Source organism: Collinsella aerofaciens (assembly GCF_901212495.1).
GTDB classification, from domain to species: domain Bacteria; phylum Actinomycetota; class Coriobacteriia; order Coriobacteriales; family Coriobacteriaceae; genus Collinsella; species Collinsella aerofaciens_H.
Window position 1 is genome coordinate 929 of record NZ_CAAKNY010000020.1, and the last position, 23,282, is coordinate 24,210.

The following is a 23,282-nucleotide window of genomic DNA, read 5'->3' on the forward strand; positions in this document are numbered from 1 at the left end:
GGGGACGGATGGTGGGCCCGCTTTAGTCCCCGGCGGCGTTCTGACCCGTGTTGGGTCGGCTATGCGTGACGCGGTGGTTTCAAATTTTCAGAACTCTCGCACCGGATTGGCGCGGGCCGGCGTCGCTTAGGGTGATGGCTCATTGGGACGCTGAGGCTTACGCAGTAAAGAGCTCCGGGGGCCTTATTCCTAACTGCTACGAAATGGTCTGTTAATAGATCGCTCGTAGTATCGCGGCTCAGCTTGACTGTGCGATATTCACTTCCTTGTTTGCTTCAAGAGCAATTCGATACTGGTCTTCGTATCCGAATTCAAGAGGTGCGCATGTCGATGCATCGAGGTCGAAAACGTAATTGTATCCAGGGACCGAGACGATAACAGATGCGAAGTGGCATGAGTGACCACTGGATTCTTTTTTCATGTTGGAGAGCGCTTCGCGAAGCATTTCCTCGTCAGCAAGAATATTGGATCTGACAAACAACTCGTTTCTCCTAAAGAGTTCGTAGTCACCAGAGTCGAGTCTGTCCAGCTTTTTGCGAAGAGCCTCAATAACCGGATCGAATGAATCCGTACCATTTGGACCAAACAGGACTCCTTTTTCGAAATGCGCTCCACATTGCTCAATAAGTTCGATTCGGCGTTTTTCCTGAGATGAATCATTCTCGTATAGGAGTTTGGAATAGAGGGATTTTGCCTTTCTGCTGTCCTGTGATTGGGAAGCTGTTACCTCGATGCCCAGGGACTGTGTCCGATCGATAAGATCCGGTTTGTCGCTGTAAGCCAAATTGCCGTATTTGTCGCTATCGATAAATTGCAGAACATGTCTCGCATAACACTCCCAGATATCGATTTTGGTCCTGCCAAGGATGGGCTTGACGTATCTTTCGCTATCAATGGGGCTATGCATATGGTTCACCTCTGTTGTCCGGATTATGGGTTTGGTGTTTGCCTAATTGCGGATTTAAGTATGTTGAGGGCATTTTTCTGGGGATGCGCGCGCCTGCATTGTTTATTTTACGGCTTTAGGGAAGTGGGGTGGGGCCATTTGTACCGATATCCTAGATTGGCCCGGTACCGGATATAATTAATCCAATTTCGGCTCCGCACTTAAGGACCCCATAATGAAAACACTCAATGGCCTCATGAAGCATCTAAGGGATAAAGGGATAGAGACACACGGCTCTGTCCATAAAAGAAAGATGAAGAATTACGGCTATTACCATGGCTACAAGGGTCATCGCTTTGTGGGCAATTCGTCCAATTGCTTAGAGTTAACGAGCTTTGATGAGGTTATTGCCGTAAATGAGTTTGATATGGCGGTTAAGGCGCTTTTGTATCCAAGCGTAATGTTTATTGAGACAGCGCTAAAGAACTATACGCTAGAAGCAGTGCTTGAAGACTCTCGCTCGTTTGCGCTGGAGGATATTTTTTCTCGAACGCTCGTGGCATACCGTGATTATCCTAGAAAAAGTAACAAATACAGCGATGCAATGAAAAAACGCTTAGGTTTGCGCGCTGAAATCAACAGATTGATCCAGTACAACTACTGTAAAAACCCTGTCGTTAGGCATTTTTACGACAGCGATAAACCCTTACCTATTTGGGCATTATTCGAGGTCATGACTCTAGGAAACTTCGGCGTTTTCTATTCGTGTTTAAAGGGTTCGGTTAGGCAGAGCATATCCGATGACCTAAAGCTTCCGAACAATTACGACGGTCCTGGGCTTCTCGAACGTACAATCTTTGTGCTCAAGGACCTCCGTAACGCGATTGCTCATAACAGCGCCGTTTATGACGTTAGGTTTAAGATGGCAAAAGTGGGAAACCAACTTGGTCAGATGCTGTCGTCTGAGGTTGGCGTTTCTTCGATAGACTTTTCAACTATTACTGATTATGTCGTTCTAATTGTCTATCTGCTCAGAAAGATGATGGTTTCCAAAACAGAGTGCTATCAGTTGATTCGGAACTACTCTAGCGTGCTGGAAGACCTGCATGGCTCCCTGTCTTCTTCTGATTTTCATAAGATAGTAAAGACCGGGGCTAGGGGTAAGATGGATGCGCTTCGTAGCTACATAGCTGCTTCTTAAGAGTCAAAACCTTAAGATGAAGATGGTTTTCTTTGGTGTCCGGGCCCGTAGACAAAAGAAGGATATTAACTATAATATAGTCAATTGCGGTGGAAGCCTTCGGGCGACACCTGAAGAGGGTTGATGCGTCGGCCCTCTTTTTTTGACGTTTTTAACAGCATGCGGGATATGGCTGCACGGGGCCCTGCGGGGAATGCCATTTCCAGAATTGTTTTTCTATCTAGTAGCCTCTCTAGGCAGCCATACCGCACGATGCCGATCCAGCCGTCGGCGCACCTGAACTCCTCGATCGATCGCCCGGTAATCACGACAGTGCTGTCAACGATGTGGCTCTCTTGCACCGTGAACATGCAGTAGATCGGTAAGAGCCGGTTGGCGTAGATGCCCATCCCGAACGATAAGGACGCTTCCAACGGATCGCACTGCTCGCTGGGTAGACCATGGTAATAGTCAGCAGCGTTCATATAGAGGCGCCCGTCCATCACATCGTCGATATACGGCTCTTTGGGCGCGAACTTCAGTACCCTCTCTGCTTTTTCGCTTTGGTTTGCAGGGTTGCCGGAAAGCCAAGTAGATTGACGAGCCCACCGTGTGTGCAACTTTTTATGTCCGCACCGGTGTTTACACTTTTAAAAACGGCACGAGGGTATCTGTCGCATATCTCATGCTGTAGACACATCGACAAGTTCAAAGTTGAAGGCGAGGTGATTATGAAAGGCAGAAATCAGCACATTACGATGCGTTCGGATGGCAATTGGCAGGTTAAGGGTGAGGGGGCAAGTCGCGCTTCCTTCGTTACGACGACCCAGAGCGAGGCGATAAAGCTCGGTCGGCGCATTTGCTCCAATCAAGAGTCGGAGTTGATCATCCATCGTCGCGACAGCAGAATCCGCGCAAAGGATTCTCATGGGCACGACCCCTTCCCGCCGAGGGGATAAGGATTCGGCTCCATAGCGACAGTGGGTCCGTAATAGCGTGCCCGCTGTCGCTAGATCGACTTAACATTGTGGCGAAATGCGAGTTTGGGACTAATTCACCTGAATTGGATGTTAGGTCTCTCCCAAGGGTTGATTTAGGAGATTCGTGGTATTGGATTGACGGCCCCCGAGTTCTCCCCTAGAGTAATTGTTGTGATGAGGCCTTGCGACGGTACGTCCGGCTTGGTCCGTGGGAACCGCCGAAAGGCGGTTTTCGCGTTTAAGGGGTCCAAATGGATAAACCATTTAAATCTATTGATGAACAGATTGCAATTCTTGAAAGCCGTGGACTCGAATGCGATGACAATACTCGTTTAGTTATGGAGCGCGAGGGATACTATCCGGTTGTTAACGGCTACAAGGATTTATTTCTCGACCAGCGGAGAGATTCTTGTCACGAATTTTTCGTAAAAGGAACGAAGTTCTCTGATATATATCGTTTATTCGAATTTGACCGTTCATTGCGTCTGCTCATGTTTGAGTACTTTAACAAGGCGGAAGCGATTCTTAAAACCGTCTGTTCTTATCGTTTCGCAATGGCCCATAAAGATAGCCCGGAAGCATACCTGGATAGAAGATCTTACCGTGCTGATGTTGGTTATCGAAAAAAGATCGACACGCTCATTGGTGATTTCGAAAAGGTGCTATGTAGGTCTCAAAAATGGAACAGTGATTATAAAAGGGACTATATTCGGCATTATGAGAGTAATCACGATAATACGCCGGTATGGATTCTTATGAATTATTTGATGCTTGGTCAGGCATTCAAGTTCTATGAGTTTCAGCCAGAAAGCATGAGAAATTCCATTGCCAAGTCGTTTTCCTATCTCTATTCCGAGACTCATGAAGTTGATAAGCGCATCAGCCCGCGTAGGCTAAGACTTGCATACGATCACATTAAAGATTTTCGAAATATCTGTGCGCATGACGAGCGTCTATTCTGTGCCAGGGTGTCTCCGTCTCACGATGTCAATATAGTAGGGGTTTTAAGCGATCTTGAGCTAGTGCTGACTGAGGATGACTATAAGATGTTACGCCGAAATATACTGCTTGATGCGCTTAAGTTGAGCGACGAGCTCAGCAACGATGCCAGCGCAAAGGTGCTTTTCGCTATGGGTGTTAACGATTTATCGAGTGTGTTTCCTAAGGAAATATTGGGGTTGTAGCCGACGTTCGGCTCGATGCGTTCATGCTGATTCGTGAATGAAAAGTTATCTGCCTAAAACTGAATAGATTTGTAGATGCGCTGGTAGCTCTCGCAGGTGCCCTGGTGGCGCGTGAGGCCGCTTTCGGCTGAGCACCAGTTGAGGCCGTGGTCGTACTCCAGCTGGTCGAGCGTCCAGTCGTGGAGCCACAGCGCCATGTCGTATTCCGAGCCGTCTGTCTCCTGCCTGCACAGGTCCACGGTCTCGTTGACGATCTGCGTGACGCTCGGGCGGGCGGCGTCGTTTACGGTCACCTCCGCCGTGGCGCGCAGGTAGTAGATCCCCTTGTCGTTTTGGGGGTCGTCTCTGTCGTTGTCCATAAAGTAGAAGTGGATGCGGTACGTGCCCGACGCCGTGAAGTCAAAGGTAAAGTCGTGGCCCGTGGTGCCAAGACTGTAGTAGCCGGCCCATGCCGGGCGTGACGGGTCGCAGACGCTCTCCTGGCCGCCGCCGTCCCAGTAGGTGGGCACGTCCATGCGCGCCTTGGCCTGGGACGAGCCGCCTGCCTGGGTTACGTGGAAGGTCGTCGCGGCGCCCGCGGGGGCGTCGTTCCACGAGACGGTGAAGGTGACGCCGTTTTGGGTTGCCGTGGCGGAGTGGGCGTAGGTGGTTTGTGACGTGGTGGAGATTGCCTCGGGCGTGGGGTTGGTTTGGGTGCGGAGGGATGGGGCGGCGGTGTCGGTTGCGGTGGCGGTGCCGGGCGTGGCGGCGGGGCCGTTAGCGCTTTCCGTGTTGACTGTGCTGGTGCCGGTGGATGTTGCGGTGCCGTCCTCAACGGTATCTGCTGCCGCATTTGTGTTGGTGCCGTCTTCGGCCTTGCCTGTGTCGCTGTTCGTGGCGTCGGCTTGCGCCCGCTGCTCGGCTGTTGCCTGAGGCTGGATGGCTTCCGCGATGGCTGCCATGGGCATCGTCGCGCCGACCATGGATGTGCACGCGATCGCGCAGAGCAGGTAGTAAAGGGGTCGTTTCATAGCGGAGCCTCTCGGTGAGCAGCCAACAGGGTCCGAAGGCAGCTCCAGGCCAGCACTCCGCACATATTTTGTTGGTGCTTATTTTACGGGAACCCCAGTCAACATCAGCGAACTTTCTGGGGAGTGTTGATATTCAAGGTACTAACTACGTGGGTATCGGTTCCCTTGCTCGTGTCTTATCTGTAACATCGAATGTGATAGAATCACGTTTGCTGAAGGGAGAATGGTATGCTACTTGACCTTACAGTCGGTAATTGGATGTCGTACGGAAACGATGCTCAGCTCAGCATGCTGGGCTCGCTTGAGCGCCAACATAAGGAGACGCTTGCCAAGCTGCCTGGATGGCGCAGCAAGTATGTGTTGCCAGTCGCTGCCATATACGGCGGCAATGCATCGGGCAAGACGGCACTTTTCAAGGCGCTTGCGGCATTGAAAACAATGGCTACCGTTGATGTGGGGGTGGATGGGGTTCTTCCCATCGATACCTTTCGCCTTGGGGGCGATGAGAGGCCTGCGTCCTTGGACATCACGTTTCTTGTTGGTGCGAACGTGTACAGGCTCTACGTTGAGGCAACTCCCACCGCAGTCGTATATGAGTCGCTCGAGCTTGTGCGGGAGAAAGCGAGCATCGTCTTGTACGAGCGTGAGGCAGTCGAGGGCGGGCCAGACTCTTACTTCTTCGACGAGGACTTTTTCGGCGATTCTGGGCATGTCGCTTACGCTGCGCAGAGCACGCGTGCAAACCGACTTTTTTTGGAGAGCGGCGTCGCGCAGAATGTTTTAGAGCTCAGGGAGGCGCACGGCTGGTTTTCGCACACGCTGGAACTGGTGGGCGTTGGCTCGCAGGCATGGTCGTTCGCTAAAGCCGCTGGTACGCAGGAGGGCTTCCTCGATTTCGCGGGGGATGCGCTTTCGCGTTTGGATACTGGCATATCGAGACTTGTCGCCGAGCCGGTTGGTCCCGAGGCGTTGCCTAAAGATGCCGCTCTGCAGCGCAGTATTTCCGAGCTGGATGATGACGGGGTCATTACCGTGCTGCTCGATGTCGAGGCGGGGGACTACGGCTTTGAGATGCTTACTGTACGTTCGGTTGCGGGGCATCCCGAAGTGCAACGTCTGCGCACCGTGCACGTTGGCTCCGACGGCAGTGAACACATTTTCTCCCTGGGAATGGAATCTTCGGGCACCCAGCGTCTGATGGGGCTTCTGCCTATGCTGTTCGACCAGTCGGGTATGGGTGGCGCTGCATGCTCTAAGGTTTACGTGGTGGACGAGCTCGATCGCTGCATGCACACAATGTTAACGATGCGTCTTGTCTCCGACTTCGTTTCGGGGTGTGGACCCGACACGCGCAAGCAACTCATGTTCACTACGCACGACCTCCTGCTTATGGATCAGTCTTTGATGCGTCGTGACGAGATGTATGTTGCCCAACGTGGCGCTGATGGCTGCTCGGAGCTTGTGGGACTTCCTGAGTTTAAGGGCATCCGCTTCGACAAGGATCTTGTTCGCAGTTATCTTGACGGCCGCTTCGGCGGCATTCCGATGTTCGGGGAGGCTGGTTCGCTTGGCTAGGCGTAAAAGTGGACTTGCACCGCGAAGGACGAATGTTCGAGACTATCGCTGCGTGTGCTGGGTGAGTGCTGAGGGGACTACTGAGCGTGATTACCTGGGTATGGCCGTTTTCAAGGATGCGCAAGTGTCGGTGAAATTCCCAAAGAACACTCATCCAAATCGGCACAATCCAGCTGCTGTGCTAAAGCGGTTCGAAAAAGCGCTGCGCGAGAACGACTTCCGTGCCGGGGACGAGGCATGGCTCGTGGTGGATGTTGACGATTGGGATGAAGACGAGTTTGAGGAGCTATTGGCCTGGAAGGTGGCAGATGATCGTCATCACTTGGCTGTAAGTAATCCAAAGTTTGAGCTGTTTCTTGTGATGCACTTCGAGAAGGCCAATGGCTGCACGACTCCGGAGAAAGTAGACTCTGCCTTGAAGAAGCATTTGCCTCGCTATGCGAAGCGCGTTTCTGCGACGCAGTTCTCAGCCAAACAGGTGCACGATGCCATCACAAATGCGAAGGCAAAGCGCGTGAGTTGCAAGGCTGTTCTGCCAGCACCCGGCATGACGGATGCATACTTGCTTGTTGAGAGTATTATGCGTTGAGAGATTCGTGAGAACGCTCTGAAGGGTAGGGTATTTTAGCGGCTTCCGAAATACCGTAAACATCGGATAATAAGTCATCTCTTATGGCGGGAGACACGATGGATTCACCGATTGTAAAATACGGAAGGGTTTGGGACTTGCATATCCACTCCAACCAGTGTCCCTCCGCTCTTCCTGAAATGAAAAGACTTGGTGTTGACGACTATATCGACGGATTTTTTGATGTATTTTAAAAGCATCAGGACTTGGATATGGTCTTCATTACCGACCATAATTCTATGGCTCTAGATGTCTAAAAGAGTTTCTTTCAAGAGATAGCTCCATTCGTCTTCTTCCCGGCGTAGAGGTGGATACTTCTCTGGATGAGGGCGAAGCGTCCAAGCATATCACTTTCCTGGCTGCCGCCGTCCCAGTAGGTGGGCACATCCATGCGCGCCTACTGGGACGAGCCGTTGGCTTGGGTTACGTGGAAGGTCATCGCGGTGCCCGCGGGGGGGGCGTCGTTCCACGAGACGGTGAAGGTGGCGCCGTTTTGGCCTGCGGTGGCGGAGTGGGCGTAGCCGGTTTGTGACGTGGTGGAGATTGCCTCGGGCGTGGGGTTGGTTTGGGTGCGGAGGGATGGGGCGGCGGTGTCGGTTGCGGTGGGGGTGCCGGGCGTGGTGGGGGTGCCGGTTGCGCTTTCCGTGTTGACTGCGCTGGTGCCGGTGGATGTTGCGGTGCTGCCCCCTACGGTATCTGCTGTCGTATTTGTGTTGCTGCCGTCTTTGGCCTTGCCGGTGTCGCTATTCGTGGCGTCGGCTTGAGCCCGCTGCTCGGCGGTCTCCTGAGGCTGCATGGTTTCTGCTTTGGCTGCCATGGGCAGCGTCGCGCCGGCCATGGACGCGCACGAGATCGCGCAGAGCAGGTAGTAAAGGGTCGTTTCATAGCGGAGCCTCTCGGTGAGCAGCCAATAGGGTCCGAAGGCAGCTCCAGGACAGCACTCCGCGCATATTTTGTTGGGCTTTATTTTGCGGGAACACCAGTCAACATCAGCGAACTTTCTGGGGAGTGTTGGGGAGGGGGAGGGTTGTTGGCTTTCTGTTTCCCCCATCTGGCGGCTATGCGGCATGCGTTGGGTTGTCTATGCGTGCTGCGGAAGCTCCAGCGCGAGTCTGTGTTGTTCCTCCGTGAGGCTCGACACGGGCGTCTTCCAGGAAAAGCCTGTGAGTTGGCTACCCAGATCCAGCTCTGCGTGGCCATATTCTTCGATTTTGCATCCTGGGTGCTTGGTATCGGGCCTCAGGCGGCACTCGACCGGGTTCGACCCGATGATTCGATATTCCTGCTGGTAAGCGTACTTGGGCGTTTTGATTAGTAGGTTGCAGATCGTGCCTTGGAAAATTTCCTCGATCAGCTTTGGTCCGGGGATGCCATAGGAGATTGCGCCGTGGGCGTATACCTCCTCGCCGCCGGTGGTGTGGCTGTCTATAAGGCGCGCGAAGCTTTCGTACCGCACGATGCCGATCCATCCGTCCGCGCACCCGAACTCCTGAATCATTCGCATCGGGATTTTCGCGGCGTTGTCGACAATATCGTTCTCGCGGACCGTGTACATGCAGTAGATGGGCAGGCAAGTATATCCGTAGAGGCACATCCCGGGAGCCATGGACGCCTCGAGCGGATCGCCCTGCTCACCAGGCAGGCCATGGTAGTAGCCGGCCGCGTTCATGTAGAGGCGACCGTTGATCAGGTCGTCGATGTATGCTTCCTTGGGTGCGAACTTGAGTAGGTATGCGATGCCGTCTTTGAGCATAGAAGATCCTTTCTTGGGTGGAGGTGCCCGGGCCGCCTTGTGCTTTCCGGCTTCTCACTGCCAAGATAAAGGAAATTCTCAGAACCTTCGTGCCGGATTGGCGTGGATCTGCGTCGCTTGGGTGTGCTGGCTCATTGGAACGATGGTACAGGTGTGAAAAGAGTTTTTGAGAGACGTCTCCTCAAGTTGCGGGATTCGTTGCCGGCGATTGCCCGCTATCGGGTTCCCCCTTAAAGGTATTTTACGAAGAGACCATGCTGCGGCACGCCCGGCTTGGTTTTCAGAGGCCGCCGAATGACGGTATCTGCGTTTTTATGGGTACAGATGGATGAGAAAATTGAGTTATTTATATGCTGGCTGTCGCGCTTGATGCCATGGAAAGGATTTGCGATCTGTAAATGCGTTCTGAGGTCATTCCCTGATCTTTTGCGTTTCCTTGCCAGCGATGAACTGAATCGCCTCCTGAATTGATAACAGTTGACACTATGTTTAATTTAAATGTATGAAACTCATTTGGCCACATAGCCAATTGGCTATGTGGCTTTATTGGGCTTGTTCGTTTTTATAAGAGGGGTGGTACTTGATGTGTGCTGTTTTTGAATTTCTTCAGGCCTTGTGTCCGGTTGCAACTATTATTTTGACGGGATTTGTTACATGGCGTGACACGACACACATGCATAAGGAAGAAGCTCGTCGAAGAGAGGCGGACATGCTGTCTCAGCCCTCTTCGGTTGCTGCTTGGCTCGAAGACGATTTACGGGGCTTATCGCATATTGTTATTCGAAATGACAGCGATCTTCCTATTTATGAGGTCGTGGTTACCGTTGTTATCACTAAAGGACATGGATGTACTAAAGGAGAAGACTTAAAGGGCCGTAGCGAATATCGGAAAAAGTTCGCCCTGATTCCTCCTGGGCTCTATATTACCGATGTCGACATGAGTGGTTTTGGTGGCATGCACAGATTTCCATTGATTGAGATTGGCTTTATATGTGCAAACGGAAAGTCGTGGGTTCGCCGTGGAGATGGATCACTTGATCAAATTGACTCATCTCCCATCCTCCATTTTGAACTGGGTTTGCCCGTTGAATTTGATCCTGTCGTTCCTTACCAAATCGGATGATGCAGTTTTGTTCTAACCGTTGTTGGTTCACGGTCGCTTTTAATGGGTTGGCGGGAAGTGGGATTCGGTCGGCGTCGCGCCTCGCCTTTCTCAGTGCCGCTACAGATCTCTGGCGGCACATATAACGTTTGACGTGCTGGTCGGGTACCAGTTGGAGGATGGTGTGAAAAAGGGGCGAGAATCTAGGATTCCGTTGATGGACAATAAGGGATTCATGAAAGAGTCGAACATCGAATGAAATACCTACATGCGTCGCGATGGCTATTGATTTAAGTTGCAATGTCGGTAGTTGTTGACGGTGTCGTTCTTGCGGACCGTATACGTGCAGTAAATGGGCAAGCGGTAATTGCCGTAGATGCATGCCCCGGGAACTACGGACGCTTCGAGCGGGTCGCCCTGTTCACCAGACTGTCCATGATAGTGGCAGGCCGCGTTCAAATAGAGATGCCCGTTCAGCAGGTCGTCGATGTACGCCTCCTTGGGTGCGAACTTTAGCAGGTGGGCGATGTCGTTTTTGGGCATGGTGTTTCATTTCTTGGGTAGTGATGTCCCGGGCCGCTTTGTGCGTTCGGGGTGCTTGCTACCAAGGTAATGGCGCTAGGCTGGACCCTCGTGCCGGGAGTGGTGTGTGGCTTTTGCCCAGGCTGTGCTATTTCGAGTTGACTGGGTGGTCAAGAAGTTAAGACCCGCGTCGACTCCATTTGTCATGTCCACAAAACCGTTGGCGTTTGGTGTTAGCATCCCTAGTGTTCGCCTTGCTAGGGACATTGTTAATTGCCACAGGTATGGCTATTGCTCTATTAGGGGGATTCCCTTGGCAGATCTAGTCCATGTTTTGCCGTTCAAATCGGTGAGTGTCGAAGCTCAGAAAGCGCTCTCAAAGATTGAGTATCTCGAGGGCGATTCTGTAACCAAAGTGAAAGAGTATGACGACGTTGTACGGTCACTTTGGGAGGTTAACCAACTGTATGAACAGTTTCGATGGAACTATGGTGAACTGAGGCGCTTGGTTCCGTGCGATCAGTTTGACTTCTTACCCGACGGCTTTGCCAATGGGGGTTTTGGCGAGAGGACTGTCGTTAACGCTGCCTTTGGAAATTATGTTTCCGCAGCCCGTGGTCTTGTCGATAGAATGCAGGCAGTTATGCGGAAGTATGACCGAGGTTCAAATAAAGAACTATATAAAGACTATTGGAAACTACCTTCTTCTTGGTATGACCAAGGCGGCCTCTATGTTTTTATGTATGAGATTCGAAATCCAGTTCAGCATGGTCAAACCGTTGTTTCGCTTGTCAGGGAAAATGATGCGACTCGGGTCAGATTTGATCTTGATCAAATTGTTGATATGCGCGAATACAATACCTCGCCAAAACTTCGCGCTTTTCTAAACAAGACAATTTCGAAAATCAAAGATCATGATTCATCCGATTGTCCGTATCTTTGTTTTCGATATACAAACATGAGGTGCAACGAACTTGTTATTGAGTTATTCTGTCATTTCCTGAAATGTGCTGAGCCTAGAATACGCGCCGCTCGTAAGGATATGCAAAGTTTGCTATTACAACACAGCAAAGCAGTCGGCAAGCTGGGCGGCTCTTCCTTTGTTGCATATGATGATGGCGATATGACCCATGTTTATGATGAAGTTGATGTTGATCCAGTTAAGCAATTAAAAGATATACACCGAAAGGCACGGAAGCATCTAAAGGAAGCTCGAAATGCAATTGCGGCTGAGCGCAGATCAATTCGCTAGAGAATAGCTCCAGCATTGCGGTTCTGCTCATGTTTGCGGTCGGACGGGCGCCTCTGCGGTTGTCGGTAGTCTGCGCCCAGAGTTCCATTAGCCCAGGTTTTTTATCCCAGCAAAATCCAGGATCTGCTTAGCTATCTATGGCTACGCTTCTTTAAAAAAAGTCGTTCTTCTTTAGCCGACCGAGATATCGGTCGAGTTCGTATAAAGCGTCAATGTAGACCTGAGCTGAGCTGCGGATATCGCGCATATCTAGACAGCATCTTTCAAAATGTAGCTTGCCAGTTTCTGTTTGAGTGCTACGACAAGTCATGAGTGCGATTTCGTTTTCAGCAACGTTATCAGTCTCTTCTAATCCTTTTGGTGTGATGCGATAGATTACTGCACCCGGATATGAGTCGAGAAGGCTTTTCCCTCTCACATCAATACAAATTCGCCCCGCTGGACCAAAGCCGTATTCTTCATGCCTCGTCGAATTTAGGGGGTGTGCAATTACGATTGAGCGAACCGCTTCAAGATAATTACGCGCCTCTGTGAGTTCATTTTGTCTCGAGAGCTCGAATTTGGTTCTAATTACTTCTTTCAAACAGGTGTAATTAATCTGCCATTATGCATCTTTAATCCAGGTGGCGAGTGCTACTAGAAATACGGTGTCCTTAATGTTGGGAGAAAATCCGTCTTTGATGACAGCATTGAAGTCTTGAATGCTGTAGTTAGCCTTAAGAATAAGATCAGACATTAATTCATAGTGATCTAGGTCTTTCCAAGGCCACTTCTTCCAAATGCCGCCTTTGCCTTCGCCCAGACCGTCCGTGGACTTTAGATGTTCGATTGATTGCACGTTGTTCCCGTCTACTTGAGTTCCGCTCGGGCTCCTCATCGTTGTACGTTGTTAATTATCATAATGGCTCGACGGCAAAGCGAGGGGTTGGGTCACATTTTCGGGTACCGTCAAGATTCTTTCGTAAATTGATTAAGCCGTCCTCGGCCTCGCCCTCTTCTAGCCCTCCGCTTTTCCCTTCAGCTCGTCCATCTCCTCCAGTTTGGACATGTCCAGGTACCTCCTCTTGCCCCATTCGTGCTCCGCTATGTACTTCAGTCTCGCTGACACCAGCATGACGGCCGAGTTGCCGTCCGGGTAGGTCCCGACGGCCCTCGTCCTCCTCCTGATCTCGCAGTCGATGCGCTCGATCCCGTTGTTCGTCCTTATCCGGCGCCAGTGCTTCGGCGAAAATTCCGTGTAGGCTAGTGTCTCGGCGAACCCGTCGCGCACCGTCTTCGCGACCGCCCTGCAGAGACTCGGCATGATGAGTTCGAGTTTCTCGGCGCCCGTGACGAGCCCTCCTCGTTCAGCGGCGCTGCGTTAGGCTTCCCGACCCGCCGTCCTCTCGTAGAGCTCGACCCCGACGAGCCCGGATGTCTCCTCGTCGAGCAGCGCGTCGAGCGACCCATCGTCGACCGATGCGATGTTCGCAGACGCTGCTCGTGTCCCTTTCGTCGATGATTTGTTGTTTAGTCGCCTGAAATCATATGACGACGCGTGGATCGTGTTCCTCTATGTGTCTGTCAATTTGTGCAAGAAATTATGTGTCACCTCCTTATGCGCAGCTACTAAACCCTATGGGCTTATTAAGACCGCCAAAGGCGGATCGTTGTTCGTCGGAGATTGGTTTGTCCAACTGCGCTTAAGGCCCTTGATCTGGTTTTCCCAGCCCCCATACAACGCTCTTGGAATAAGTGTTGAAGTGGTTATTGCCCAAAAGTTTCTGACAATCTATGCGCTGTTTAGGAACATGAATTACTACGACATGAACGCGCCGTTTCTTGAGAACTTCTTCAGCGCCGTTAAAGATGCGGCGCTGAAACTGTCCATGGCGATCGTGGGCGAACACGCGATACATGTGTTGTGCAAGAAGAGGGGGAGTGAGGGCGAGATGAAATCCTCCGCGAGTGATATTCGAGAATAGGTTGAGAATGAACGACCAGTTGCTCGAATGGGCACAATTTCCGTCAGCACAAGTGGTCCGCGCCGCTTGTTATTCTATGGATCTACTCGATCATTAGGAGGTTCTATGGATACTAGTGAGTTGTACGCCGAGGTTATTGATCGTGACCGTATTGAGGTGTTTGTTAGCTCTTCGATGCGTGATGAAGGTGATTTTAACTGGCAGCCGCTGAGGGATGAGCTTAATCGCGCTTTGTTGAAATCGGATATCTTTAAACCCTTCGCCATCGAGTCCCATGCGAGCATTGAACCATCATCGTCTTATTATCTTAATCGCTTAGTGCAGAGCGACATAGTGATCGGGATCATACGATCAGAATTGAGGCCAGGAACTAGTAACGAGCTATATCGGGCTATCCAGCTCAGAAAGCCACTCATTCTCGTTAAGCTTGAAGGCGAGACATCGTCGGATATCGAGTCTCTGTTTCGTTATGTTTGGGAAATGGATGCGTGCACATACGTCGAATTGCCGAGTGATTCAGGTCTCGTTTCTTATCTGATGAATCAGCTTAATAATGTGATGGTTGATTTGTTTCACAATCGACGATTTGAAATTGAAGATGGTAAACCGGCGGTTTTTGCAGACATTGCTCCAATCTCTATTCCCGAAGTTGTTCTTGATGCTTTTGGCGCTTCTGTCGCCTTGATTTCAAAAAAATTTAACTACCATGCTGAATGGCTTGAGAGAAAGTCTGACAATCCTCACCTGTTCTTCCTTGGTGAGAAGGCGGTTGAGTGGCTACTTTATGGCACCCGCTTTTCGGTCGGTGCATTCAAGGCTGACATTCAAGAGATTATGAAAGACAGCGGCATTCCCAGAGACACTCTTTCGCTAAGGCTTGACGCCCTCGATGCTTCTATTGAAGGTCGCTATTCCAAGTGCTATGAACTTCTCCAACGTGCCTGTGACTCAATTGAATCGAAAGACTGTTGGGCTTATGGTAATTGTTTAATTGACAAGCGGACTGTCGCTGGCATGCTTTCCGAATATGGATTTGGCACCCAGTGGTCAATTCAGAAACAAATTGATGCACTCTCCACTCCAGCCTATATTCCCCTTGCGCTTAAGTTCGAAGAGGAGGTGGGGACTGCTGTCTTAAACGCTTCGAGAGAGGCGAGGGCGGTTAATCCTTACACAACGATTCGACATGACGCTAGCCTTGCTTCCGTCATGTCGAGTATATCGTGTTTGTTATTTAGTTCAATATTATGCGGGAGTATATCGAGCGCCCTATATTCTCGCAGCTTGCTTGCTAATTCGCTTATCGACTACTCCTCTATTTACAATCGGCCTGAACTTGAGCTCGAGGGAATTAAGCTGCTTGTTCTTCAGGGGGATGCTAAGGGCTTCGAGAATAGGTTTGCTTATAAGAGCGATGGTTTAAGGTCATATCTCCCTTCGTGTGCCGAGGAACTGTGGCATCTGACTTCTTTAACGGCCCAGGCATATCGTCCGAGTATGAGTTCCGTCGTCATTAAGGAGTGTGCGCCTTATTTTTCGGATGATACTATTTGCGATGTCTGGAACACGTTAAACGTTGCAGATGATTTTCGGCAATGTGAATCAAAATGGATTAAGGCGATCGGCATGATCAAGATGCGGGTTGATGAGAAGTCGCTTGTAAGCCTACTTTGTCAGGTTGTCGAGCAACATTTATATACCGTCGCTTCTGATGTGTCGAACGTTATTGCCGGAATGGATTTAGACAAAATCGACAATGGGCTCGTTGATCAACTTGGCAGTTGCCTTAAATCGAATTCCGATGAACTGCTTAAAAACAATTTTTCTGCTGGCGTATTCGGATGTGTTGAGAAGTGTTGTGGCTTTTCTATTTTGAGTGAAGAGCAAGTGGAGCGCCTTTCCACTGTTGAGCGGGGTTGTTATTTAGACAATAAATCTCCTGCATGCAATACGGAGATGGCTTGCATCGATGAATTGCGCAGGCAATTTGATTTGAATAATCGTTCTGATTTTCACTCAGGGTTTTCCATTCGTCTCTCTTCTTTGCTATGTCGCTCACTCGATGATGTCCCTTCTGAGTCATTTAGCGCATCTTTGGCTAGCGTGCTGGAGCATTGTCTTAAAGAGCTTCCGGCATATCAAGGATCACCCTGCTCCGCAGGAGAGGTTATGTCCGTATTAAATAAGTTTGTATGTCGTTGCGTGTGTGATGGAAAGGCACTTCCCGTCGGTTGGACGGATTTAATTTCTGAACTTCCGGACGAGTGGCCCGAAGATCCGGTATTTAGAGAGCCTACATCAATGGACTCATGTGCATGGTCTGTAAGATGCTTAGCTCTAAAAGTTGCTATCGGCTTTGCAACAGACATAGAGTTCCTGACATTTGGTATTAAATTTGATGCTCTTACTGCCGCCGGTCAGCGTGCGTTTTTAGAAGTACTTGAGCAGCTGATTGTTTGTAATGCTATCTGCGATCAATACTGTGGCGTCGTTTCTGCAATCTGTTCGAGCGTTATGCTTAGTGAAGACTCTGCGGTGCGTGCAATATTGCTTGATAGCGTTGCTGCGGGCTATCGTAGATGGGAAGCGAGCTTTTTTTGCGATTTGGCGTTTCAATCGTTACACGATGTTTCCCCTAATGTTGCATTTAAGCTTGTGCGCTTATGCAAGGAGGGCAAATTCGATGATGCTACTCTCGAGCAGAAGTTACTTGGTGAGCTCTCTAGTGATTCCAACTGGTTTATTCGCTGGCATGTTGCGAATGGCTAGGCGTAGCCTCTCTGCCTGAGCATTTGCTTGTTTGGGGACAGCTGAATATCTCGAGATAGTACCGCCATTATCATGTTATGGCGTTGAGCCACCGCTTCATTAAGCTGGGGCTCTTGGTTGTCAGTGGCTGTCCGGGAGAGCCTCTCTCGCTATCTTAACGACTGTTTCGTTGGGTGTGATAAGGGAAAGATCGAAGTGGAAGTGAAAAAGGTGATTGAGGAGCTGGGTGATTGATGGTCTGAAATAAATATCAGCTCACATGTTCATGGGGTTCATGTTTATTGGTCATGAAATCATGATTACCTAATAATGAGATTATTAATATAAATGCTGTTGATTGATATGGAGGACTTGGAAAGTTGGGCGCAATGGCTGTTGTGGAAGATACTTTTAACATTGAAGATGAGGATGATTTCTCCTCCTCTATTTTGGATTATCGCGATCTGTCCCTTTCTTCATCTGACTGGACGGTTGAAACTCTATTCGGTCAAATGAAAAAGGGAAATATTGATGTCTCGCCAGAGTTTCAGCGAAGGCAAGTCTGGGACGCAAATAAACAAACTGCTTTCATTGAGTCTTTGATTCTTGGTATTCCTGTTCCCCAAATTGTAATTGCTCAGAACAACCAAGAGCGGGGTAAATATATCGTCCTCGACGGTAAGCAGCGCCTCTTGAGCATAATGCGTTTTTATGATGGCGATCTCCGCTTGGGAAAGCCTGAGCTGCTGAAGGAACTGAAGGGGCATACTTACGGTGAGATGGATGATGTTTACCGTGATGCTATCGATAACTCTACAATTAGAGCCGTTAGGTTGTCTGGATGGAATAACGATTCGGTTCTATACACGATATTCCATCGATTGAACAGCGGGAGCGTCTCTCTGAATACGCAAGAGCTGCGATTTGCATTAATGCCTGGTCCATTTACTAGGTTTGCTTCGTCTTTTACAGACCATGACTTTGAATTTGCTCGGCTATTTAGTGAATCTGCTGATGGCCCTGATTTCCGAATGCGCGACATTGAATTACTTACGCGGTATTGTGGAATAGTACATAGGCCTGATTTATACACGGGCAACCTCAAGGAGTTTCTCGATCAAACTACGGCATGGCTAAATGACTTAGACTCCGATCTTACTTACCAGTCGTATGCTGGTGAAGTGGTTAAAGCTATATCTCTGTATAGGGATGTTTACTGCTTGATTGGAGCGAACTACGGCGAAAAGATGGCCCCCTTTACTCTTTTGCAAGATGGAAAGAAACCGCGTTTTAACCGGGCCGTTTTCGACGCACTCTGTTTTGCTGCGCAGGACGTAAATATCCGGGGGGCAATTGCCTTTAACAAGAAGGAGGTGGCGACTGAGCTTGGACGAGTGCTTTCCTCTCCGGGTTTTATAGACGCATGCTCTGTTTCCACTAAAACCAAGAGGTCACTGATTGCAAGGATTGCGATCTGGAGCGATGCGTTGTCTGGGCTTTTGGGGATACCGGTTAAGAAGCTGGCTCTCGATAAGGATGGGAAAGTAATCGTTGACCGTTAGATTTGATCGTCTGCATTCAAGGAGCATTTCTCTTAGAGATCGATATCTGCCCGAGAAGCCAAATGAAATCGGTGACTATAGCGAAGAACAGCAAGACGATGCGCGTGCTTGCATTTTGCTCGTCCATGCTGAAGTTGAGTCTTATCTGGAGGAGCTGGCAGAGGAGCTTTGCGCCCATGTTGGGGAGCTCATTGCTAAAGAGCACTACGATTCATTAACAAGTTCTTTCTTGTATTTTTATGGGGCCAGGACAAATGAGATAAAAGATGTTAAGTCTTTAGAAGATGTTGCCAAGGGTGCTGTTGCCCTGCACGGAAGGGTGTTACATGGAAACAACGGCATCAAATCCAAAGACATTTCAAAAATGTTTAACCCATTTTTCGTGGGCGGAATCGATTTGGGTGCGTCGTTGGAGCAGGCTCTCGATTCATTTGGGGCGTTACGAGGAAAATGCGCCCATTCTTCCTTTATCGGTATAAGCGAGGATATTAACTGTTATGAAATTCGCGAGCAGGTGAATTGCCTGCTAAGTCATTTGAGGAGATTCGATTCGCGGTTTAACGATTATGCTCTGTAAGGGTGTGCGTTTTTAACAAATCAATGATCCTGGCCGATAGGCATCGATGTCGTCCTTCTTTCGTAAATTGATCGAAGCGGTCTTGGGCTCGTATTGCTCTAGCCCTCAGCCCACTTGTTCTGCTCGTCCATCTCATCCGGTTTAGACGTGTCCGGGTCCTTCTCGTCCCGCTCGTATTCCACTATATACTTCAGTCTGGCTGTCACCGGCGTTCTTGGCGTGATTTCCTCTGCTACTGCTGGCTGTGCGATGATGCCATCCGGCGATTGTCTTGAAGTGTGCGAAGGCGTTCAAATTAGAAATTGCTCATTTAAGATTAGTTTTATAATTAATGAATCTTCATCATGCCCTATTTATCTCATTGCCGTATTTTAAGAAAGAGGCTTCTATTGGCGCTATCTTACAGACAACCTGCAAAAAATGAAGCTCGTTATCAGGCACTTTCGCATGCTGTATGTATGCTTACATCGAGACGTGGTGCCTCGGCATGCGTTGACTGCACATACGTTAATGACTTGAAGCATCATTTTATCTTGGATGAACCGGATGGTTTACAAGCAAAGGAAGCCGCCCATATCACCCCGCAAGGACTAGCCGATTGGGTCGCATTGTGGGAATCCTGCGTTGGTTCACGGAAGGCATCTGACCTAAAAGTCTGTTATTTAGCGGGTCCTGAGCCGTCGAATGACCTTAAGGAGCTTATCTCTCTAGGTGTTTTGCCTTCGAATATATGGGCGTTTGAATCTGAGCAACGAACATTTAAATCTGCGCTTAATGATTTGTCTGATGGGCCGTTTAGCTCGCTTCATTTAATTAAAATGAAGGCGGAGTCATTCTTTGCATCGGTTCCTGTGTCATTCGATATTATTTATCTCGATAGCTGCGCCTCTCTAATTTCGGGGTCTTATGCCTTGCGCCTTGTTGCTGATTTGTTTAGATATCAACGTCTTCAGTCTCCCGGCTTTTTAATTACTAATTTTTGTGAACCCGATTTTTCCGATGATTTACTTTGCTCTCAATTTGCGAGTTTGATTACCCAAAGAAAAGTTGTTTCCGAAATTGCTTCGGCAGTCTCTTTTGAGCGAGCATGCGCCAATGTTTTTAATAGCTATGATTCCTATCGAAAAGACGCAATGGCTAATCTGCGTATTGGCTATTCTGATTTAATCACTATGTTGGTCGTTTCTGTTGCAACCACTGTTGCACCTTCGCTGAGGGCGACTAATTCAGCATTAAACAGAGTGTACGGACTTTCATCGGATGTTGGCAACGGAACCGCTTCACTCAATTATTTGTATAAACGAAGACATGAATCCCTGCTCTGTCTTTTGTCTGTTGATAGATGGTTGCCTGCCAGTATTGCAGATGACGCCAGAGATCTTAGGCGGCTACTTCTTAAAGAACTTGCGGGGGCACAGCAGCAGTCTGTTGGCGTACTGGATTCTCTTGAGCGTCTTTGGGCTATTAGGGATTCAGAGGTCTTGCCTAATGGGGCGTCATGTGAATGCCTAAGGGGCCTTACTAAGTGTTTTGCATTTCATGATAAGCCGTCTTCAGAGCTGGGGGTTGATTTGGCGTTTTGTCAGTTGACTCATCCGATGTTTCCCTCCGTGCAATCAATTAAACGTTTTGAGTACATCGCAAAGACTAAGAAAATGTACTTGGATGTAATTCCATTTGACAGCTGTAGGTATATTTTCGACTTGATTCCTTTGCCGCCGCAAATTAAAGATGCGTTTGAAGATTGTGAGCGGCAATATCTATTTAGATTTGCGCTAGATGGCTTGGTTAAACAGAGGTTGGATTACTCTACCGATTATTTCTATTCAGGCTCTGTTATCGCCGACAGTGTGCCAGGGTTTGAGAAAAAAGTGTTTCCAGACAGGAATTTGGTGGGGTGATAATTCGATGACCGCGTACAACCTCGATGTATCAGAAATAGCCAATATTTTCAGAGATAGTTTGAATGTTCAGCCGTTGTCAAAAACTGTAGCGGGTATTTTCGCTAACGATCGTTTTAGAAAGAAGGTGGATTACGCACCATTTTTCCAGAGGAATTATGTCTGGGACAGATCCAAGGCAACTTATTTCATTGAGAGCGTGATTCTTGGTACTGAAATCCCGCCGATTGTATTATTCAAAGATGGGACTTTGTATGAAGTAATTGACGGCAGACAAAGATATGAAACTCTGCTTAAATTTGTAGAGGGATCACTTTCGCTAGATTCTGGCGGATTGAAGCGGTTGAGACACCTGGCCGGTCTCCATTATGCTGATCTCCCTCAGCAAGTTAAAGACAGTTTTGATGAAACTAAGTTGAGACTGCTTATCTTTAGCGTTGTAAATGAACCGAAAATGACATCTCGACAAAAGGATAAGGTTAAGCGTGAAATTTTTAACCGCTATAACTCTGGAGTAACGTCTCTTAAGCGAGAAGAAGTTGAGAGAGCGGAATACGATTCCGACTTGGTAACAAATTATTTCTACCAAAGATTCGAAGCCGATGAGGATTTCCTTGCTAGCTGCGAAGCCCTATTTAATGCTTCCACAAAAAAGAAGGCGCCCCTAAGAGATAGGATCAACAGCCTGCTGTCGAGAGTAAGGGCGCTTTTGACTATGAGGTTTATACCCATACATAGCTATGCTTATGGAAAAGGGAAGAATGATATTGTTGCAACGTTCTATTCGACTAATGTGTCGCAGTGTGCACCTGATGAGCTATTTGAGAATTTTCGATCCCGTGTCAATAAGCTCACCATGCTGTGTCAGTTATTAAGCGGCTCAATGATTTTAAAAAACAATCGTTTGGTGAACGAGACGGCATACTGGGCGCTATCGATAGCTGAAGATGAATATAATAAGGGTCCCTTATTCGACCTCCGTTCTTTCGCGGATACTCTCCTGACGGTGGATAGCGATGAGTCGATTTGGGAAGGTTTGCCGGCGGCATATCATGGGATTGAAAGAACATTTGCCTCGCAGGGAAGTCATTACGATAAGGCCATTATTGCCCGATATGGTTTAGTTGCCAGATGTGTTAACCGAATGATCGACATCGATTTCTCTAAGCATCTTGATGATAGGGTTCGATACAAACAGTTAATGAATGGCGTGAAAAACGCGGACGATTATGACTTTTTGCGTTTGCCGAAGCCTGATCCGCGCTCGGAGTCCATTGACGACATTCTTGTTAATGTACAAAAGAATCGTTTTCTTATTAGGCCAGCTTATCAGCGGTCTGAAGTGACTGACACCGCAAAAGCGTCTTACTTAATCGAAAGCATTATTTTGGGGATAAGGATTCCGCCCATCTTTGTTTACAAAAGAACGGATGGCGTTTCTGAGGTTGTTGATGGTCAGCAGAGACTTTTATCGATCATTGGCTTTCTTGGAAAGTCTTTTATCGATGAGCATGGCGTAGCTCGGCAGTCTCAAAAGAATAGCTTTAGGCTTAAAGGTTTGAGAATCCTTAAAGAACTCAATGGATATTCTGCTGCGCGTGTCCAAGATGAATATCCAGAATACTATGACCGAATCCTCGATTTTGGAATCGATGTCATTGAAATCGACGGCTATTTGAACCAGGATTTCAGCGCCATTGATCTTTTCCAAAGATTAAATAGTCGTCCTCTTCCCATCAGACCCAATTCATTTGAGATGTGGAATTCATATATCGATAGAAAGATAGTTGATAAGGCCAAAGCTATCGTTCGCGATCATTTTGGGGAGTTTTTCAGGCTACAAGATCCTCGCATGAAAAACGAAGAACTAGTTACAATGCTGGCCGCGACGAATTATCAAGCCGTATGTGATGGCATAAAGCTAAGCGACAGTTTTCTTATGTTCGTCCGCGATGGCAAACTTAGCGTGCGAGTTAGGGATGCAAGCAAAATTACGCGCGTTCTAGATACGGCTTCGGATAACGATGTTGACGGCTTTCTTTCGTCAATGGAACGGGTCAACGATTTTCTAAATAAGCTATCCATTCTTGCAGGGGATCGATTTGACGGTTTAAAAGCCATTGTGTCATCTGGTTCAACTACTTGGAAGCGCGCTATTTCTAATAAGGAAGCTTATCTCCTCTGGTTGCTTTTGGAGAAAGCTGACCTTGACGGGCTGAGGAGACACACCACAGATATTAGGTCCGTGCTTTACGAAGTTTTTTGTGAAGAAAAGTCTGAAAAATACAGTTATGAGCCCCATCTCTTTGTTGAGGAAAAATCCGGGGAGATTGCCAAGATAACTCTTAGGGATTAAGAATATTGAAAGTAATCGCATATTATGAGGGCGCCGTTATTATGGAACGGCACCGCTGATATTGCGCATGGGCACCAGGGCCAATGTGGCCCCGGTGCCCTT

Annotated in this window: 21 protein-coding genes; 13 read left to right on the plus strand and 8 right to left on the minus strand. The window is 48.7% G+C overall.

Features of this window, described 5'->3' with window-relative positions:
* Positions 1-238: 238 nt before the first annotated feature.
* Entirely contained in the window at positions 239-907 is a 669-nt protein-coding gene (locus SFLMC1_RS01730) for a hypothetical protein (RefSeq protein ID WP_152073912.1), read from the minus strand.
* 214 nt (positions 908-1,121) lie between these two features.
* Here SFLMC1_RS01730 and SFLMC1_RS01735 point away from each other — a divergent pair, with 214 nt between their 5' ends.
* Positions 1,122-2,087 (plus strand): Abi family protein, encoded by a 966-nt coding sequence (locus SFLMC1_RS01735; RefSeq protein WP_152073911.1) that lies wholly within the window; start codon positions 1,122-1,124, stop codon positions 2,085-2,087.
* Positions 2,088-2,167: 80 nt separating this feature from the next.
* On the opposite strand, the gene SFLMC1_RS01740 is transcribed toward SFLMC1_RS01735, so the two are convergent.
* The gene (locus SFLMC1_RS01740; protein ID WP_152073910.1) at positions 2,168-2,551 is read right to left on the minus strand and encodes a hypothetical protein; all 384 of its coding nucleotides are present in this window, start codon (positions 2,549-2,551) and stop codon (positions 2,168-2,170) included.
* A 273-nt stretch (positions 2,552-2,824) separates the two neighbouring features.
* On the opposite strand from SFLMC1_RS01740, the gene SFLMC1_RS11395 reads away from it, so the two are divergent.
* Together SFLMC1_RS11395 and SFLMC1_RS01750 are read left to right on the plus strand one after the other, a co-directional pair.
* Positions 2,825-3,025, plus strand: a complete 201-nt coding sequence (locus tag SFLMC1_RS11395; protein ID WP_410053241.1) for a DUF2188 domain-containing protein — start codon at positions 2,825-2,827, stop codon at positions 3,023-3,025.
* 272 nt (positions 3,026-3,297) lie between these two features.
* Positions 3,298-4,230, plus strand: a complete 933-nt coding sequence (locus tag SFLMC1_RS01750) for an Abi family protein (protein WP_152073909.1) — start codon at positions 3,298-3,300, stop codon at positions 4,228-4,230.
* 53 nt (positions 4,231-4,283) lie between these two features.
* Here SFLMC1_RS01750 and SFLMC1_RS01755 read toward each other — a convergent pair whose 3' ends face one another.
* Positions 4,284-5,240, minus strand: coding sequence for a hypothetical protein (locus SFLMC1_RS01755; RefSeq protein WP_152073908.1), 957 nt, complete (start codon positions 5,238-5,240; stop codon positions 4,284-4,286).
* 228 nt (positions 5,241-5,468) lie between these two features.
* Between SFLMC1_RS01755 and SFLMC1_RS01760 the strand changes: the two genes are divergently transcribed.
* Together SFLMC1_RS01760 and SFLMC1_RS01765 are read left to right on the plus strand one after the other, a co-directional pair.
* Positions 5,469-6,815, plus strand: a complete 1,347-nt coding sequence (locus SFLMC1_RS01760) for an AAA family ATPase (RefSeq protein WP_152073907.1) — start codon at positions 5,469-5,471, stop codon at positions 6,813-6,815.
* 61 nt (positions 6,816-6,876) lie between these two features.
* Positions 6,877-7,404, plus strand: coding sequence for an RloB family protein (locus tag SFLMC1_RS01765; protein ID WP_261981419.1), 528 nt, complete (start codon positions 6,877-6,879; stop codon positions 7,402-7,404).
* A 436-nt stretch (positions 7,405-7,840) separates the two neighbouring features.
* Here SFLMC1_RS01765 and SFLMC1_RS01770 read toward each other — a convergent pair whose 3' ends face one another.
* Together SFLMC1_RS01770 and SFLMC1_RS01775 are read right to left on the minus strand one after the other, a co-directional pair.
* Entirely contained in the window at positions 7,841-8,260 is a 420-nt protein-coding gene (locus tag SFLMC1_RS01770; RefSeq protein WP_152073905.1) for a hypothetical protein, read from the minus strand.
* A gap of 264 nt (positions 8,261-8,524) precedes the next feature.
* Complete coding sequence (locus tag SFLMC1_RS01775; protein WP_152073904.1) at positions 8,525-9,196, minus strand: hypothetical protein; 672 nt, start codon at positions 9,194-9,196, stop codon at positions 8,525-8,527.
* Between the two features lie 583 nt (positions 9,197-9,779).
* On the opposite strand from SFLMC1_RS01775, the gene SFLMC1_RS01780 reads away from it, so the two are divergent.
* Positions 9,780-10,319, plus strand: coding sequence for a hypothetical protein (locus SFLMC1_RS01780; protein WP_187323812.1), 540 nt, complete (start codon positions 9,780-9,782; stop codon positions 10,317-10,319).
* A 261-nt stretch (positions 10,320-10,580) separates the two neighbouring features.
* Here the strand turns inward: SFLMC1_RS01780 and SFLMC1_RS01785 are convergent, their stop codons facing one another.
* The gene (locus SFLMC1_RS01785) at positions 10,581-10,841 is read right to left on the minus strand and encodes a hypothetical protein (RefSeq protein ID WP_152073902.1); all 261 of its coding nucleotides are present in this window, start codon (positions 10,839-10,841) and stop codon (positions 10,581-10,583) included.
* 292 nt (positions 10,842-11,133) lie between these two features.
* On the opposite strand from SFLMC1_RS01785, the gene SFLMC1_RS01790 reads away from it, so the two are divergent.
* The gene (locus tag SFLMC1_RS01790) at positions 11,134-12,072 is read left to right on the plus strand and encodes a hypothetical protein (protein ID WP_152073901.1); all 939 of its coding nucleotides are present in this window, start codon (positions 11,134-11,136) and stop codon (positions 12,070-12,072) included.
* 604 nt (positions 12,073-12,676) lie between these two features.
* Here SFLMC1_RS01790 and SFLMC1_RS01795 read toward each other — a convergent pair.
* Together SFLMC1_RS01795 and SFLMC1_RS01800 are read right to left on the minus strand one after the other, a co-directional pair.
* Complete coding sequence (locus SFLMC1_RS01795; protein WP_152073900.1) at positions 12,677-12,910, minus strand: hypothetical protein; 234 nt, start codon at positions 12,908-12,910, stop codon at positions 12,677-12,679.
* Positions 12,911-13,069: 159 nt separating this feature from the next.
* The gene (locus tag SFLMC1_RS01800; RefSeq protein WP_152073899.1) at positions 13,070-13,375 is read right to left on the minus strand and encodes a transposase; all 306 of its coding nucleotides are present in this window, start codon (positions 13,373-13,375) and stop codon (positions 13,070-13,072) included.
* A gap of 346 nt (positions 13,376-13,721) precedes the next feature.
* Here SFLMC1_RS01800 and SFLMC1_RS01805 point away from each other — a divergent pair, with 346 nt between their 5' ends.
* The 6 genes from SFLMC1_RS01805 (at position 13,722) to SFLMC1_RS01830 (ending at position 23,180) form a co-directional block, all read left to right on the plus strand.
* Positions 13,722-14,036, plus strand: coding sequence for a hypothetical protein (locus tag SFLMC1_RS01805; protein WP_152073898.1), 315 nt, complete (start codon positions 13,722-13,724; stop codon positions 14,034-14,036).
* A 105-nt stretch (positions 14,037-14,141) separates the two neighbouring features.
* On the plus strand, positions 14,142-16,805 hold the full coding sequence (locus SFLMC1_RS01810) for a hypothetical protein (RefSeq protein WP_152073897.1): 2,664 nt from the start codon (positions 14,142-14,144) through the stop codon (positions 16,803-16,805).
* A 368-nt stretch (positions 16,806-17,173) separates the two neighbouring features.
* Positions 17,174-18,346: a DUF262 domain-containing protein gene (locus tag SFLMC1_RS01815; RefSeq protein ID WP_152073896.1), complete on the plus strand. Its 1,173-nt coding sequence runs from the start codon at positions 17,174-17,176 to the stop codon at positions 18,344-18,346.
* Entirely contained in the window at positions 18,336-18,923 is a 588-nt protein-coding gene (locus SFLMC1_RS01820) for a HEPN domain-containing protein (protein WP_152073895.1), read from the plus strand. Before SFLMC1_RS01815 ends, SFLMC1_RS01820 begins: the two co-directional genes overlap by 11 nt.
* Before the next feature lie 533 nt (positions 18,924-19,456).
* A complete protein-coding gene (locus SFLMC1_RS01825) occupies positions 19,457-20,824 on the plus strand; it encodes a hypothetical protein (protein WP_187323813.1) in 1,368 nt (455 codons plus the stop codon).
* A gap of 7 nt (positions 20,825-20,831) precedes the next feature.
* Positions 20,832-23,180, plus strand: coding sequence for a DUF262 domain-containing protein (locus SFLMC1_RS01830; protein WP_187323814.1), 2,349 nt, complete (start codon positions 20,832-20,834; stop codon positions 23,178-23,180).
* The last annotated feature ends 102 nt before the right edge of the window (positions 23,181-23,282 follow it).

Excerpts from the sequence above, each read along its gene's own strand:
- SFLMC1_RS01780 (WP_187323812.1), top strand. The coding sequence starts at position 9,780 with ATGTGTGCTGTTTTTGAATTTCTTCAGGCCTTGTGTCCGGTTGCAACT.
- SFLMC1_RS01810 (WP_152073897.1), top strand. The coding sequence starts at position 14,142 with ATGGATACTAGTGAGTTGTACGCCGAGGTTATTGATCGTGACCGTATT.
- SFLMC1_RS01830 (WP_187323814.1), top strand. The coding sequence starts at position 20,832 with ATGACCGCGTACAACCTCGATGTATCAGAAATAGCCAATATTTTCAGA.
- SFLMC1_RS11395 (WP_410053241.1), top strand. The coding sequence starts at position 2,825 with ATGCGTTCGGATGGCAATTGGCAGGTTAAGGGTGAGGGGGCAAGTCGC.
- SFLMC1_RS01735 (WP_152073911.1), top strand. The coding sequence starts at position 1,122 with ATGAAAACACTCAATGGCCTCATGAAGCATCTAAGGGATAAAGGGATA.
- SFLMC1_RS01730 (WP_152073912.1), bottom strand. The coding sequence starts at position 907 with ATGCATAGCCCCATTGATAGCGAAAGATACGTCAAGCCCATCCTTGGC.
- SFLMC1_RS01775 (WP_152073904.1), bottom strand. The coding sequence starts at position 9,196 with ATGCTCAAAGACGGCATCGCATACCTACTCAAGTTCGCACCCAAGGAA.
- SFLMC1_RS01800 (WP_152073899.1), bottom strand. The coding sequence starts at position 13,375 with ATGCCGAGTCTCTGCAGGGCGGTCGCGAAGACGGTGCGCGACGGGTTC.
- SFLMC1_RS01770 (WP_152073905.1), bottom strand. The coding sequence starts at position 8,260 with ATGGCAGCCAAAGCAGAAACCATGCAGCCTCAGGAGACCGCCGAGCAG.
- SFLMC1_RS01740 (WP_152073910.1), bottom strand. The coding sequence starts at position 2,551 with ATGAACGCTGCTGACTATTACCATGGTCTACCCAGCGAGCAGTGCGAT.
- SFLMC1_RS01750 (WP_152073909.1), top strand. The coding sequence starts at position 3,298 with ATGGATAAACCATTTAAATCTATTGATGAACAGATTGCAATTCTTGAA.
- SFLMC1_RS01760 (WP_152073907.1), top strand. The coding sequence starts at position 5,469 with ATGCTACTTGACCTTACAGTCGGTAATTGGATGTCGTACGGAAACGAT.
- SFLMC1_RS01785 (WP_152073902.1), bottom strand. The coding sequence starts at position 10,841 with ATGCCCAAAAACGACATCGCCCACCTGCTAAAGTTCGCACCCAAGGAG.
- SFLMC1_RS01815 (WP_152073896.1), top strand. The coding sequence starts at position 17,174 with ATGGCTGTTGTGGAAGATACTTTTAACATTGAAGATGAGGATGATTTC.
- SFLMC1_RS01755 (WP_152073908.1), bottom strand. The coding sequence starts at position 5,240 with ATGAAACGACCCCTTTACTACCTGCTCTGCGCGATCGCGTGCACATCC.